Genomic DNA, 14,003 nt, shown 5'->3' on the forward strand with positions numbered 1-14,003 from the left:
ATGCTACTGCGCTTTGTTTTCATCCTGCTGCTGGCGAGCCTGACTACACCGCTACACGCGGCCACCATCCATAATAGCTATGCCTTTGCGCGGCTGGGTGAACCCAAGTATGCGGTTGATTTTAATCACTATGATTACGTCAATCCGGCGGCGCCCAAAGGCGGAAAGATGACCATGGCCGTGGTGGGCACCTACGACAATTTCAATCGTTATGCCTCGCGCGGTAATCCCGCAATCGGGACCGATACGCTCTACGACGGTCTGTTTACCACCTCTGATGATGAAGCCGGCAGCTACTACCCGCTGATCGCCTCCTTTGCCCGTTACCCCAGCGATTTTCACTGGATGGAAGTCAGCATTAACCCGCGCGCGCAGTTTCAAGATGGCACCGCCATTACGGCGCAGGATGTCGCCTTTACCTTTAAAAAGTTTATGACCGAAGGTGTGCCACAATTCCGCGTGGCCTATCGGGGAGTGACCGTCACTGCCCTAAACCGGCTGACAGTGCGTATCGATTTACCGCATCCCGATAAAGACCAAATCCTTGGCTGGCTGACGTTGCCGGTGCTGCCTGAAGCCTTCTGGCACGATAAAAAATTCAATGAACCCCTGGGTTCCCCGCCACTCTCCAGCGGCCCCTACCAGATCACCCGCTGGAAGCAGGGTCAGTTTATTGAATACAGTCGGGTGAAAAATTACTGGGCGGCGGATTTACCGGTGAATCTTGGGCGGTTTAATTTTGATACGCTGCGTTATGACTACTACCTGGATGACAATGTCGCGTTTGAGGCGTTTAAAGCGGGTGCCTACGACCTGCGCGCTGAATCGTCCGGGAAAAAGTGGACAACGGAATACCGGGGACGCAACTTCGATAATCATCAAATTGTGAAATACACCGCGCCCAACACTGCCGCCACGGACACCCGCTGGCTGGCGTTTAATAATGAGCGCCCACTGTTTGCCGATCGCCGGGTGCGCCAGGCGTTAACGCTGGCCTTTGATTTTGAGTGGATGAACAAAGCGCTGTTCTATGGCGCTTATAAGCGTACTGACAGCTACTTCCAGAACACCGCCTATGCGGCAAAAGGTTATCCGGATGCCGATCAACTGGTCCTGCTCGCCCCGTATAAAAAGCAACTGCCCGCTGCGGTCTTTGATGATGAATATCAACCACCGCACACCGATGGCAGCGGATTTAATCGTGCCAACTTGCTGAAAGCACTGGATTTACTTCAACAAGCAGGCTGGGTGGTGAAAAATCAGCGGCTGGTGAATGCCGTTACCGGGCAGCCTTTCACCTTCGAGCTATTGCTCCGGTCTGGCACACCCAGTGAGTGGGCGCTTCCCTTCCAGCACAGCCTCGCGCGTCTTGGGATCACCATGACGCTGCGCCAGGTCGATACATCACAGTTTTTACGCCGCCTGCGAGAAGGGGATTACGATATGATCCCTACCATGTACCTCGCAATGCCCTTCCCTTCGCCTGACCTGCGTTTTGTCTGGCAGTCCGACTACATCTCCTCCTCCTGGAACAGTGGTCGGGTGAAAGATCCGCTGGTCGATCAGTTTATCAAGCTGATCATCGCCAATCAGGGGGATGAAAAACGCCTGCTCCCCTTAGGTCAGGCACTGGATCGCATCCTGCTGTGGAATGCGTACATGATCCCGCTATGGTATAACGCCGATCAGCGTATGGCCTATTGGGATAAATTCTCCCACCCGGAAATCAAGCCTGCGTTTAGCACCGGGCTGGATACCTGGTGGTACGATGTCAACAAAGCTGCCCGCCTGCCGGCGGATCGTCGCTGAGGAGATCGGTTTGCCCGCTTATTTTCTGCGTAGATTACTGCTGGTGATCCCCACCTTATGGGCGATCATCACACTCAATTTCTTTATTGTTCAGATCGCGCCAGGAGGGCCAGTCGATCAGGCGCTCGCCAATATTCAGTTTGGCCGCAGCAACGGTCTGCCCGGCAATATGGATACCAGCGTCAGCCACGGACGTCAGGCGATGGACAATCCCGCCAGCACCCAATATCGCGGCGCACGCGGGCTTGATCCCGAAGTGATCGCCGAAATTAAGCACCGCTACGGCTTCGATAAACCGCTGTGGCGGCGCTATGTCGATATGCTGTGGGATTATGTGCGTTTCGACTTTGGTAACAGCCTGTTCCGCAGTGCCTCCGTGATTCAGTTAATCAAAGAGAGCTTGCCGGTCTCGATAAGCCTCGGGCTATGGAGCACCTTGATTATCTATCTGGTGTCGATTCCCCTCGGGGTGCGTAAAGCCGTACGCAACGGCAGCGCCTTTGATATCTGGAGCAGTACGCTGATTATCATCGGCTACTCCGTACCCGCCTTCTTATTTGGCATCATGTTGATTGTGCTGTTTGCAGGCGGTAGCTATCTTGACTGGTTCCCCCTGCGTGGCCTCACCTCACCCCAGTTCGATAGCCTGCCGTGGTACGGCAAAATCACCGACTATTTGTGGCACATCAGTTTGCCGGTGTTAGCCACAGTGATTGGCGGCTTCGCGACGTTGACCATGCTGACCAAGAATGCGTTCCTCGATGAAATTCGCAAACAGTACGTGGTCACCGCGCGGGCTAAAGGCCTCGATGAGGGACGTATCCTTTATCATCATGTGTTCCGCAATGCGATGCTGCTGGTGATTGCCAGCTTCCCGGCCACATTTATCAGCATGTTCTTCACCAGTTCGGTGCTGATTGAGGTGATGTTCTCTCTCAATGGTTTGGGGCTACTGGGCTACGATGCCACCATCCAACGTGACTACCCGGTGATGTTTGGCACGCTGTATATCTTTACCCTGATTGGTTTACTGATGAATATTCTCAGCGATCTGACTTACACGCTGGTGGACCCGCGCATTGATTTTGAGGGACGCAAATGAGGCTTTCGCTGGTCAATCAACAACGCTGGCAGCGCTTTCGCCATAACCGGCGCGGTTACTGGTCACTGTGGATTTTTCTGCTGCTGTTTATTCTGAGTCTCGGTTCAGAATTGTTAGCCAACGAGAAACCATTACTGGTGCACTATCAGCAACGCTGGTACTTCCCACTGGTGAAAAATTACAGTGAAAGTGATTACGGCGGCGATTTAGCCACCGCCGCCGATTATCAGGACCCCTGGCTGCGCCAGCGCCTGGAACAGCAAGGCTGGGTGTTGTGGGCACCGATTCGCTATAGCGACAGCAGCATCAATTTCTCATCACAGCTCCCCTTTCCGTCTCCTCCCTCAGGGCAAAACTGGTTAGGGACCGATGCCAATGGCGGTGATGTGCTGGCACGCATTTTATACGGTACCCGTATCTCATTGCTGTTTGGGCTGATGCTGACGCTGGTCTCTAGCGTCATTGGCATTGTAGTGGGTGCCGTGCAGGGTTACTTTGGCGGCAAGGTTGACTTGATAGGCCAGCGCTTAATCGAAGTGTGGTCCGGTATGCCGTCGCTGTTTCTGCTGATCCTGCTTTCCAGCGTGATCCAGCCCGGCTTTTGGTGGCTGTTGCTGGTCACGATTGTCTTTGGCTGGATGAGTCTGGTAGGGGTGGTGCGAGCGGAATTCCTGCGTACCCGCAACTTTGACTATATCCGTGCGGCGCAGGCATTAGGGGTCAGCGATGGGCGCATCATGTTACGCCACATGCTGCCGAATGCGATGGTGGCAACCTTAACCTTCCTGCCCTTTATTCTCTGCGGGTCAATCACAACGCTGACCTCGCTCGATTTTCTTGGCTTCGGTTTGCCCCTTGGCTCCCCTTCGTTGGGGGAGTTGCTGTTACAGGGTAAAAATAACCTTCAGGCCCCGTGGCTCGGCGTTTCCGCCTTTATCACGCTTGCACTGCTGCTTTCGCTGCTGATTTTTATTGGCGAGGCGGTGCGCGATGCCTTCGATCCCAGCCGAGGAAGCTAACTATGTCGCCACTCCTGAGCATTAATCATCTCTCCCTGGCCTTTCGCCAGGGCGACCAGCTACGCCCCGTGGTCAACGATCTCTCCTTGCAGATCGACGCGGGAGAGACGCTGGCGCTGGTGGGCGAATCCGGCTCAGGGAAGAGCGTAACTGCCCTCTCCGTGATGCAATTGCTGCCCGCCGCCAACGTCCGCTACACCAGCGGTGAGATCCTGTTTGCCGGTGACGATGTGCTGAAAGCCAGCGAACGTACGCTGCGTGGCCTGCGCGGCAACCAGATGGCGATGATTTTTCAGGAACCGATGGTCTCGCTCAATCCATTGCATACCGTAGAAAAGCAGCTCTACGAGGTGCTTTCTCTGCACCGTGGGATGCGCCGTGAAGCAGCGCGCGGCGAGATCCTCAGCTGGCTGGATCGTGTAGGCATTCGCCAGCCACTGTCACGGCTCCAGGATTTTCCACACCAGCTTTCCGGTGGCGAACGCCAACGCATCATGATCGCCATGGCCCTGCTCACCCAACCGCGCCTGCTGATTGCCGATGAACCCACCACCGCGCTGGATGTGACCGTACAGGCGCAAATCCTGCACTTGCTACGCGAGCTACAGCGCGAGCTGAATATGGCGATGTTGTTTATTACCCATAACCTGAACATTGTGCGTCAGCTGGCACAGCGCGTTACCGTGATGCGGGATGGGCGCGCACTGGAGAGCAGCACGGCCACCGCGCTGTTTCAACATCCTGCACACCCGTACACGCGCGAACTGTTGGCCGCAGAGCCAGAAGGTCGTGCCCTGCCATTAGCAGCCGATGCCGCCGTGCTACTAAAAGTACGTAGTTTACAGGTGAGTTTTCCTCGTAAGTCGGGGCTGTTCAAACGCAAAGTTGCCGACAAAGTGGTGCTAAACGCACTGAGTTTTACCCTACGCCGGGGTGAAAGCCTGGGATTGGTGGGTGAATCCGGCTCAGGAAAAAGTACGGCGGCGCTAGCGCTACTGCGATTGCTGCGGGCACAGGGGGAGGTCTGGTTTGACGATCATCCTTTGCACCAGCTCAGCCGCAAACAGCTGTTACCTTTACGTAAACGTATCCAGGTGGTGTTTCAGGACCCTAATTCATCCCTGAATCCGCGCATGACGGTACAGCAGATTATTGCGGAAGGACTGAGCGTGCATCAGCCAGATCTCAGTGCTGCCGAACAGGAAGAGAAAGTGAAGGCAGTGATGGCCGAAGTCGGGTTGGATGTTGAGAGCCGTCAGCGTTATCCGGCTGAATTCTCCGGTGGCCAGCGCCAGCGCATTGCCATTGCCAGGGCGCTGATCCTTGAGCCGCAGCTGATCATTCTCGACGAACCGACGTCATCCCTGGATCGTTCCGTGCAGAAGCAGGTTTTGACCCTACTGCGCCGCCTGCAACAGCAGCGTCAGTTAGCCTACCTGTTTATCAGTCATGATTTACAAGTGGTGCGCTCGCTTTGCCATCAACTGGTGGTATTACGGCAGGGAGAAGTGGTTGAACAAGGGGATTGTGAGACGTTGTTTTCTGCACCAGGCACGGACTACACGCGCGAGCTGCTGGCTTCGGCGCTGGATCAGCCAGCGAAGTGACGGCTCGCTACGTCTTACTCGCGCATGGGTGAATTACACGGGCAACAGGGTTGTTTAGTGACCCGGAAACGTTTCGGCGATCGCCACACCCTGATTTTTCAGGCAGCAGTTGGTGGTGCTCTCATCACCGCAAGGCACCAACAAGCAAGGATAGCCGCCACACTCGGCAACCCGGCATTCAATCTGAATATCGCGCAGTGTCGCCTGTAACTGACGCAAAATTTCCCAGGCAGATGAACCATCGTGGCTGATTAAGCGTAGTGCTACGACATCAGCATCATTAATAAGCCCGCCCGCTTCCGCAATCTCTACCGCACTATGATGTTCGCTAACCCAGCGGAAGCGCTGCGGCAGCCGGTGCACAACCGAAAGTTGTAGCATAGTAGTGTCCCCAGAATGGACCTGTAATTATTCAGAACAACGACGATTGCGTTGTGAACCCCTGTTCCCGGTATTTCAATCCACGGACGTCAAGGCTTACCTTCTCGTTTTTAATATAAAAATGAGCCCAGCCATTTAAATTGTGGGCCAGATCTCACTAAGGGCTATATGTACCGCGATAGCAGGACTTATACAATCATTTTAGACGCTATTTCGTTACTTTCTTGTCTCTTTAAATTCACAAGAAAGAAACATTATTTTGTCTTGAAGAGGAACAAACGAAACTGCAGCCGCTTATTGCGGCTGCATATGAGGACGGGATGCGTAGAAGAACAGCGATATGGAAATAGTGGCACAGGCGGCAATTGTGCCTACCATCGGCCAGGCACTGTCAAAGCTCACCAGCGAGAGCAATGCCCCGACCAGTGCCCCAACGCCAAAACGTAAGGTTCCAGCCAGCGAGGATGCCGTACCCGCCATGTGTGGGAACTCATCCAGTACGACGGCCATCGCATTTGAAGAGACGGTGGACACGCAGCCAATAAACATCGCCACGCCCAGCACCAGGGGGATGAACCCCAGATGTAGCGCGCTGACCAACAGCAGCCACAGCCCGGTAATAAACTGGACTAGCAGCCCAAAGCGGAACATTTTGAGTGGCCCGACCCGACGAACCGCGCGGCTGTTAATCAACGTCATAATGAACAGGAACACCACGTTAAGGCCGAAATAGTAGCCAAAATTCTGCGGTGAAACATGGTTCACTTCGATGTAGACAAACGGGCCTGCGTTGAGAAAGGTAAACAGCCCGGCGAACGAAAAACCACTGGCCAGCATATAGCTGAAGACCCGTTTATGGCGGAACAGCAGCACAAAATTACCCAGCGTGGTACGCAGATGAAAACGCTGGCGCTGCGCCGGTTTCAGGGTTTCGCGGATCTGAGTGACCACCAGCAGTGTGGTGATTAACCCGGCAATCGAGAGCGCCCAGAAAATCGCGTGCCAGCTCCACAGCAGCAGTAGCCAGCCGCCAAGAATGGGGGCAACTAACGGTGCAATGGTGGTGACCAGCATGACAAACGACATCATGCGGGAGAAGTCCTCTTTGGCGTAGCTGTCGCGCATCAGGGCGTTAATCACCACGCTGGCCGCCGCCGCAGCCAGGCCGTGCAGGAAACGCATTGCGATCAGATATTCTACCGACTGTGACAGCGCGCAAGCTGCCGCAGCGCAGGCAAAGATCAAGGTTCCCAGTACAATAACCGGCTTACGCCCATAGCTATCCGCCAGCGGCCCGTAGACCAACTGACCAATAGCAAACCCCAAAATGTAGAGGTTTAGCGTCATTTGTACGCTGCCCGCACTCACCGCAAACTCGCGGGCGATCTGCGGCATCGCGGGCAAATACATATCGATGGAAAGAGGCATCAACATGGCGAGCAAGCCGAGGATGATGACCAGACCCACCGGTGAATTTTTTTCCTGACGCACGTTTGCTCCGGTTATCGCTGCTGTTTCAGCTCATCGGGCATGCCGATGCTGGCAATCTCTTCTTCCGTGAGCTCGCGGTATTCACCTTCTTCAAGATCTTCATCCAGGATGATCCCACCAATGCTTTCACGATGCAGTGCCACAACGTGGTTGCCTGAGGCGGCAAACATTCGCTTCACCTGATGATAGCGGCCTTCACTCAGCGTCACGCGTGCTTCCAGCGGAGAGAGAATTTCCAGTTCCGCCGGTTTGGTCAGCTCTTTTTCACCGTGGAGCTGAATACCCGCCGCGAACTGCGCGATCAGCGCTTCCTCTAAAGGATTTTCCAGGGTGACAAAATAGGTTTTTTCACAATGGTGGCGTGGTGAGGTAATACGATGTGACCACTGTCCGTCATCGGTTAACAGCACCAATCCGGTGGTATCGATATCCAGACGGCCCGCCGCGTGTAGCTTGCCCACTGCCGGTTCTTCAATAAAGTAAAGTACGGTGGGGTGATCGGGATCGTCAGTTGAGCAGACATATCCCTGCGGCTTGTTCAGCATGAAGTAGCGCGGCCCAATCTGCTGTTTCAGCGGGTTGCCGTCATATTCCACTTCATGTTCCGGCAACAGTTTGAACGCGCCGTCACGGACCACTTCACCATCGACGGTGATTTTGCGTGCGCGCAGTTCACGTGCTGCGATCGCACGGCTGATTTCAAGTTGCTGGGAGATAAATTTGTCGAGTCGCATGGGAGAGTTTTGCCTGTTACTGCGGGGAACCATTTACCCCGTAAAAAGTGCGGGAAGTATAGCCGGATCTGCCTGGCGCTAACAGTGCTGTGCTCGGTGTTTCATCTGCTTTCATGCAATAATGACAAATGACAGCCAGTTCCGAAAAAGTGATGCCCATGTCATTCAGTTTACGTCCCTACCAAAAAGATGCGGTGGAAGCCACCCTCAATCATTTCCGCCGTCACCCCGATCCTGCGGTGATCGTATTGCCCACCGGTGCCGGGAAAAGCCTGGTGATTGCCGAACTGGCACGTCTGGCGCGTGGGCGCGTTCTGGTGCTGGCGCACGTAAAAGAGTTGGTTGAGCAGAATCACGCGAAATATCAGGCTTATGGGCTTGAAGCGGACATTTTTGCCGCCGGCCTGAAGCAGAAGCAGTCCAGCGGCAAGGTGGTGTTTGGTAGCGTGCAGTCCGTGGCGCGTAATCTCGACCAGTTTGATGGCGCTTTTTCCCTGATCATTGTCGATGAGTGCCACCGTATTGGTGACGACAGCGGCAGCCAGTATCAGCAAATTTTCAGTCAGTTGCGCCAGCAGAATCCACAGCTCCGGCTCCTGGGCCTGACCGCAACCCCATTCCGCCTCGGTAAAGGCTGGATTTATCGCTACCACTATCACGGCATGGTACGCGGTGATGAAAAGGCGCTGTTTCGTGACTGCATTTTTGAACTGCCGCTGCGCTATATGATCAAACACGGCTTCCTGGTGCCGCCTGAGCGTCTGGACATGCCTGTGGTGCAGTATGACTTTAGCCGTCTGGTGGCACAGACCAATGGGTTGTTCAGCGAAGCCGATCTTAACCGGGAATTACAGCAGCAACAGCGTGTTACACCGCATATTTTACGCCAGATTGTCGACATGGCCGAAGACCGGCGCGGCGTAATGATCTTTGCTTCCACTGTGCTGCATGCCCGTGAAATCCTGGCGCTGTTGCCGGAAGGCAGCGCGCTGGTTTCCGCCGAAACACCGGCCAGCGAACGTGACAGCATCATTCGCGCCTTTAAAGCCCAACAGCTGAAATTCCTCGTCAACGTCGCCGTTCTGACCACCGGTTTTGATGCGCCCCACGTTGATTTAATCGCCATTCTGCGCCCGACCGAATCCGTCAGCCTGTATCAGCAAATCGTCGGACGTGGCCTGCGTCTGTTCCCCGGTAAAAGTGATTGCTTGATCCTTGATTACGCAGGTAATCCACACGACCTCTATACGCCCGAAGTGGGCAGCGCCAAAGGCAAAAGCGATAACCAACCGGTGCAGGTGTTCTGCCCCGCCTGCGGGTTCGCCAACACCTTTTGGGGCAAAGCCACCTCCGATGGCACGGTGATCGAACATTTTGGCCGCCGCTGCCAAGGCATTTTTGCCGATGATGAGGGCGAGCGTGAACAGTGTGATTACCGTTTCCGCAGTAAAAGCTGCCCGCACTGTGGCGCGGAAAATGATATTGCCGCCCGTCAGTGCCATCAGTGTGCCGGGGTGTTGGTGGACCCGGACGATATGCTGAAAGCCGCGCTGAAGCTGAAAGACGCGCTGGTCCTGCGCTGTGGAGGTATGGAACTCACACACGGCAAAGATGATAAAGGCGAGTGGCTGAAAGCAATTTACTACGATGAAGAAGGCACCAGCCTGAGCGAACGTTACCGCCTGCACACGCCAGCGCAGCGTAAAGCGTTTGAGTATCTGTTTATGCGTCCACATCAGCGCGCGCCGGGCGTGCCTTTAGGCTGGGAAACGGCGGCGGACGTCGTTGCGATGCAGCCACTCCTCCGCCACCCCGATTTTGTCGTCGGACGGATGAAGGGCCAGTACTGGCAGGTGCGTGAGAAATTGTTTGATTACCAGGGACGCTTTCGTCGCGCCAATGAGTTGCGCTGAGCGCGGGGCAAACCATTTGCCCGCGATACGCAAAGAGGCTATAATCCCGCCCGCTTTTGCTTATGCATCAGCACAATCTGAATCAATCCCTGTTGCTGGGTCGCCTGTAACAGGCTAGCTAAAAGAGAATTAGAATGTCTATTATTGCACAAGTACGTAAAGAGCAGGGTAAGGGTGCGAGCCGCCGCCTGCGCGCAGCTAACAAATTCCCAGCGATCATTTATGGTGGTGAAGAAGCTGCTGTTGCTATCGAACTGGATCACGACTTCGTAATGAACGCTCAGGCAAAACCTGAGTTCTACGACGAAGTTCAGACCCTGGTTGTTGATGGTAAAGAAGTTAAAGTTAAAGTGCAGGCTGTTCAGCGTCACCCGTTCAAGCCAAAACTGCACCACATCGACTTCGTTCGCGCTTAATCGCTGACGAGTTGATTAAAGAACGCCGCATCTGCGGCGTTTTTTTATGTCTGCGATTTACGGCTTGCCGGTGCGGCGTTGTAGCTGGTCGCGCAGGTTAGGTGGCGTGCCTTTAATGGTTAGCGTATCGGTTGCCGGGTCCCAGAAAATGCGCTCGCCTAGCAGCATCGCATCAAAGTTCAGCGTCAACCCACCGCCGCTGCCCGCATATTTGGTGAGCTGGCGTAACGTACTGCGATCTGCCGGGAAGTGCTCTTCCAGTTCATAACCCTGGTCCTGAGTAAACGCCTGGAAACTTTTCTCACCCAGTGGAGGCAACTCGTTAGAGAGCTCTTCCAGCGCAATCTCTTCGCCCGCCTGCAACTGCTCATTACAATAGCTGTAAACCTGCTGACGGTAGTTTTGACGCTCGTTTTTATCGAGGTTAGATTCCGCACAGTAATCATCCACCGCCTGTAACAAGCCACGGTTCTGCGCTTTGGTGTCAAGGCCGACGCTGGCACCGAGGAAATCCATAAAGAAATCAGACACCTTACGGCCAACACGTCCACGCAGGAACGTCAGGTAACGGGTCGATTCAGGATTGGTTTCCCACTCGGTCAGATCAACACGCGCGACAATATCTGCATGGTTGATGTCAAGATAGTGCGTTGAGCTGATATCCAGTTGCTCATTGACGCGTAGACTGCTCAGGCTGCTTAGCACTGCCACCAGCAGATACTCCACCGCGAGGTAACGGTAGTGGATAAACAGCACCACGCCGCCTTCGGCAAACGGGTATTTACCTAACTCGTCACGCAACCGACCGGTCGCTGCGCGGCTAAAGGCCAGAAAATCATCCTGTCCCTTGCGGCAATTGCGTAGCGCTTCAGCCAGTTCACTTTCCGCGTCAAACAGCCCATAGGCTTTGTTTTTTGCACTGTAAACACGGTGCAGCTCTGCGACCATCTCTTCTGCCGTGGCATTCGTAGGCAATAGTGAATCACGCAGCACCACGTCAAGCTGGTTTTCCTCACGCTTGACCAACTGGTGCAGGGCAATCTGGCTGATATCCACACTCATTATTTACTCTCCTCTGATTTCAGGCGCGTATTCAAACACCGCCCGCTGCGGCTTTCAACACCTGAACACAATTCACACGCGCTGCTTGCGATAAAAGATGGGGAAAAAAGTGTGCTGTTACGGTAATATATCGTCTTTTGAAACGAGATTAGTCGACGTTATGCCACAATCATCCCGTTACAGCGACGAACACGTTGAGCAACTGCTTGCGGAGCTGGTGCAAGTGCTGGAAAAGCACAAAACCCCTACTGACCTTTCCCTGATGTTACTGGGCAATATGGTCACGAACCTGATTAACACCAGTATTGCGCCGGCCCAACGCCACGCGATGGCCCGTTCGTTCGCCGATGCCTTGCAGGCTTCCGTGCACGATGACAAAGCCCATTAATTGACTGATTCGATAGCATAATATGGTAACCAACCACCAGCGCTACCGCGAAAAAGTCTCCCAGATGATTAGCTGGGGACACTGGTTCGCCCTGTTTAATATCTTTTTTGCGTTGATATTAGGTAGCCGCTTCCTGTTGGTTGCCGACTGGCCTGCCTCTCTGTTGGGGCGGGTTTATGCCTACAGCAGTTGGATCGGCCACTTTAGCTTTATTGTCTTTGCCGTTTACCTGCTGGTGATTTTCCCGCTCACCTTTGTGGTGATGTCACAACGCCTGCTTCGGGTGTTGTCGGCCATTATTGCCACCACCGGCCTCACGCTGCTGATGGTGGACAGTACCGTCTTCAACCGTTTCCATCTCCATCTCAATCCGGTGGTGTGGGAACTGGTGATTAACCCTGACCAAAGTGAGATGGCGCGCGACTGGCAGCTGATGTTTATCAGTGTGCCGGTGATCTTCCTGGTGGAGATGTTATTTGCCACCTGGAGCTGGCAAAAGCTGCGTAGCCTTAACCGTCGCACGTTTGGTAAGCCGCTGGCCGCGCTGTTTATCTGCGCCTTTTTTGCCAGCCACCTGCTCTATATCTGGGCAGATGCCAATTTCTATCGTCCAATCACAATGCAGCGTGCCAACCTGCCGCTCTCCTATCCGATGACAGCGCGTCGCTTCCTTGAGCGTCACGGTCTGTTGGATGCGCAGGCTTATCAGCGTCGTCTGGTACAGCAAGGCGACCCGGAAGCGCTGTCAGTGCAGTACCCGCTGAACGATGTCACTTTCAGCGACAGTGGCTCGCACAACAACCTGCTGGTGTTGACGGTCGAAGGACTGAACGGCAGCAATGCCACACAGGCCCTGCCGCAGCTGAATCAATTTGCCCAGAGTAATGTGCAGTTCACGCAGCATTTCAGCGCGGGTGATACCGCTGAAAAAGGCCTGTTTGGTCTGTTCTATGGCATTTCTGCCAGCTACATGGAAGGCGTGCTGAGCGCCCGTATTCCTTCCGCGTTACTGAATGCACTCAGTACTCAGGGCTACCAGTTTGGGCTGTTCTCGTCGAATGGCTTTAATCAACCACTCTATCGACAGGCGCTGCTGGCGGATTACACCCTGCCTGCGGTGAAAAGCCAGTCGAACAGCCAAACCATTGACCAGTGGCAAACCTGGTTGAATGGTCAGAATGGTAGCAAAAACCCCTGGTTCTCGTGGGTTGCCTTAAATGGCATCACCCCAACGGGCGATTCGCCGAAGGCGTTGCAGCGGAGTTATCAGCGCCAGGCCAGCAGCCTCGACGATCAAATTCACAGCGTGCTGGATACACTACAGCAGCGCGGATTGCTGGATAACACCGTGGTAGTGGTGACTGCGCAGCATGGCGTAGACCTGGACAGCACCAGGACCACAACCGGTGACCGTTCGCTGCTGCAAGTGCCGTTAGTGGTACACTGGCCGAATACGCCAGCGCAGACCATTACGCACCTGACCGATCACCAGGATGTGATGGTCACACTGATGCAGCGCCTGTTGCACGCCAATACCAATCCGGCCAGCTATGCCCAGGGTGAAGACCTGTTTACCACCCAACGCCATCGTGACTGGGTGGCCAGCAGTGAGCAGAATCGTCTGGTTATTACCACGCCGCAGGTCACGCTGGTGCTCAACAATAACGGCAGCTATGAAGCCTATGACGCCAATGGCAAGCAGTTGAAAGACCATAAACCGCAGCTTGCACTGCTGCTGGAAGTGTTGACGGAAGAGAAACGCTTCATTGCTAACTGATTAATTTTTCGGCATTTAGCGGACAGGCATATTGCATTGGTAATAAAACCCGGTAGTATGTTTTTCCACAGTTCGGCACGTAGCGCAGCTTGGTAGCGCACGGTCATGGGGTGTCCGGGGTCGGAGGTTCAAATCCTCTCGTGCCGACCAATAATCCCTGAAGAGCAGCCTTTTATGGCTGCTTTTTTATTGCCTGTAATTTGATGTGCCCCCCAGGCACTTCTCCCCTTTTCTTCCTCTGACACCCGGCTTTTTGGCCTTTCGCCCTGGTTAACAGTGACGTAGCTCTCATCTCAAATTGAAA

12 protein-coding genes and 1 tRNA gene are annotated in these 14,003 nt (G+C 54.4%); 9 read left to right on the top strand and 4 right to left on the bottom strand.

The features are described 5' to 3' along the window. Genes F3J40_RS15175 through yejF form a run of 4 tightly spaced genes read left to right on the top strand, consistent with a single transcriptional unit; the run spans position 1 to position 5,537 of the window. Positions 1–1,809, top strand: a complete 1,809-nt coding sequence (locus F3J40_RS15175) for an extracellular solute-binding protein (RefSeq protein WP_167015891.1) — start codon at positions 1–3, stop codon at positions 1,807–1,809. 10 nt (positions 1,810–1,819) lie between these two features. Continuing rightward, the gene (locus F3J40_RS15180) at positions 1,820–2,911 is read left to right on the top strand and encodes a microcin C ABC transporter permease YejB (protein WP_017346932.1); all 1,092 of its coding nucleotides are present in this window, start codon (positions 1,820–1,822) and stop codon (positions 2,909–2,911) included. Further along, on the top strand, positions 2,908–3,930 hold the full coding sequence (locus F3J40_RS15185) for a microcin C ABC transporter permease (RefSeq protein ID WP_167015893.1): 1,023 nt from the start codon (positions 2,908–2,910) through the stop codon (positions 3,928–3,930). The genes F3J40_RS15180 and F3J40_RS15185 overlap by 4 nt, the downstream gene beginning before the upstream one ends. Positions 3,931–3,932: 2 nt before the next feature. Further along, complete coding sequence (yejF, locus tag F3J40_RS15190) at positions 3,933–5,537, top strand: microcin C ABC transporter ATP-binding protein YejF (RefSeq protein WP_167015895.1); 1,605 nt, start codon at positions 3,933–3,935, stop codon at positions 5,535–5,537. A 54-nt stretch (positions 5,538–5,591) separates the two neighbouring features. Here the strand turns inward: yejF and F3J40_RS15195 are convergent, their stop codons facing one another. The 3 genes from F3J40_RS15195 to rsuA form a co-directional block, all read right to left on the bottom strand. After that, positions 5,592–5,918 (bottom strand): YejG family protein, encoded by a 327-nt coding sequence (locus F3J40_RS15195; protein ID WP_017346929.1) that lies wholly within the window; start codon positions 5,916–5,918, stop codon positions 5,592–5,594. A 294-nt stretch (positions 5,919–6,212) separates the two neighbouring features. Further along, positions 6,213–7,409 (bottom strand): Bcr/CflA family multidrug efflux MFS transporter, encoded by a 1,197-nt coding sequence (locus tag F3J40_RS15200; RefSeq protein ID WP_167015897.1) that lies wholly within the window; start codon positions 7,407–7,409, stop codon positions 6,213–6,215. 11 nt (positions 7,410–7,420) lie between these two features. Continuing rightward, the gene (gene rsuA, locus F3J40_RS15205) at positions 7,421–8,143 is read right to left on the bottom strand and encodes a 16S rRNA pseudouridine(516) synthase RsuA (protein WP_167015899.1); all 723 of its coding nucleotides are present in this window, start codon (positions 8,141–8,143) and stop codon (positions 7,421–7,423) included. A gap of 158 nt (positions 8,144–8,301) precedes the next feature. Here rsuA and radD point away from each other — a divergent pair, with 158 nt between their 5' ends. Together radD and rplY are read left to right on the top strand one after the other, a co-directional pair. Beyond that, on the top strand, positions 8,302–10,056 hold the full coding sequence (gene radD / locus F3J40_RS15210; protein WP_167015901.1) for a DNA repair helicase RadD: 1,755 nt from the start codon (positions 8,302–8,304) through the stop codon (positions 10,054–10,056). Between the two features lie 134 nt (positions 10,057–10,190). Continuing rightward, on the top strand, positions 10,191–10,472 hold the full coding sequence (rplY, locus tag F3J40_RS15215) for a 50S ribosomal protein L25 (protein ID WP_017346925.1): 282 nt from the start codon (positions 10,191–10,193) through the stop codon (positions 10,470–10,472). A 57-nt stretch (positions 10,473–10,529) separates the two neighbouring features. Here rplY and yejK read toward each other — a convergent pair whose 3' ends face one another. Then, positions 10,530–11,534, bottom strand: a complete 1,005-nt coding sequence (gene yejK / locus F3J40_RS15220) for a nucleoid-associated protein YejK (RefSeq protein WP_167015903.1) — start codon at positions 11,532–11,534, stop codon at positions 10,530–10,532. A 160-nt stretch (positions 11,535–11,694) separates the two neighbouring features. On the opposite strand from yejK, the gene F3J40_RS15225 reads away from it, so the two are divergent. From F3J40_RS15225 to F3J40_RS15235, 3 genes are all read left to right on the top strand, one after another. Then, a complete protein-coding gene (locus F3J40_RS15225; RefSeq protein ID WP_017346923.1) occupies positions 11,695–11,922 on the top strand; it encodes a YejL family protein in 228 nt (75 codons plus the stop codon). 22 nt (positions 11,923–11,944) lie between these two features. Further along, entirely contained in the window at positions 11,945–13,699 is a 1,755-nt protein-coding gene (gene yejM, locus F3J40_RS15230) for an LPS biosynthesis-modulating metalloenzyme YejM (protein WP_167015905.1), read from the top strand. 73 nt (positions 13,700–13,772) lie between these two features. Further along, positions 13,773–13,849: transfer RNA gene (locus F3J40_RS15235), tRNA-Pro, on the top strand. Positions 13,850–14,003 lie beyond the last annotated feature (154 nt).

This window comes from Candidatus Pantoea multigeneris (genome assembly GCF_011752615.1).
Lineage (GTDB): Bacteria > Pseudomonadota > Gammaproteobacteria > Enterobacterales > Enterobacteriaceae > Pantoea > Pantoea multigeneris.

Bases quoted from the DNA above. Each gene is read 5' to 3' on its own strand.
- yejK (WP_167015903.1), bottom strand. From the start codon at position 11,534: ATGAGTGTGGATATCAGCCAGATTGCCCTGCACCAGTTGGTCAAGCGT.
- rplY (WP_017346925.1), top strand. From the start codon at position 10,191: ATGTCTATTATTGCACAAGTACGTAAAGAGCAGGGTAAGGGTGCGAGC.
- F3J40_RS15225 (WP_017346923.1), top strand. From the start codon at position 11,695: ATGCCACAATCATCCCGTTACAGCGACGAACACGTTGAGCAACTGCTT.
- radD (WP_167015901.1), top strand. From the start codon at position 8,302: ATGTCATTCAGTTTACGTCCCTACCAAAAAGATGCGGTGGAAGCCACC.
- F3J40_RS15175 (WP_167015891.1), top strand. From the start codon at position 1: ATGCTACTGCGCTTTGTTTTCATCCTGCTGCTGGCGAGCCTGACTACA.
- yejM (WP_167015905.1), top strand. From the start codon at position 11,945: ATGGTAACCAACCACCAGCGCTACCGCGAAAAAGTCTCCCAGATGATT.
- F3J40_RS15195 (WP_017346929.1), bottom strand. From the start codon at position 5,918: ATGCTACAACTTTCGGTTGTGCACCGGCTGCCGCAGCGCTTCCGCTGG.
- F3J40_RS15185 (WP_167015893.1), top strand. From the start codon at position 2,908: ATGAGGCTTTCGCTGGTCAATCAACAACGCTGGCAGCGCTTTCGCCAT.
- rsuA (WP_167015899.1), bottom strand. From the start codon at position 8,143: ATGCGACTCGACAAATTTATCTCCCAGCAACTTGAAATCAGCCGTGCG.
- yejF (WP_167015895.1), top strand. From the start codon at position 3,933: ATGTCGCCACTCCTGAGCATTAATCATCTCTCCCTGGCCTTTCGCCAG.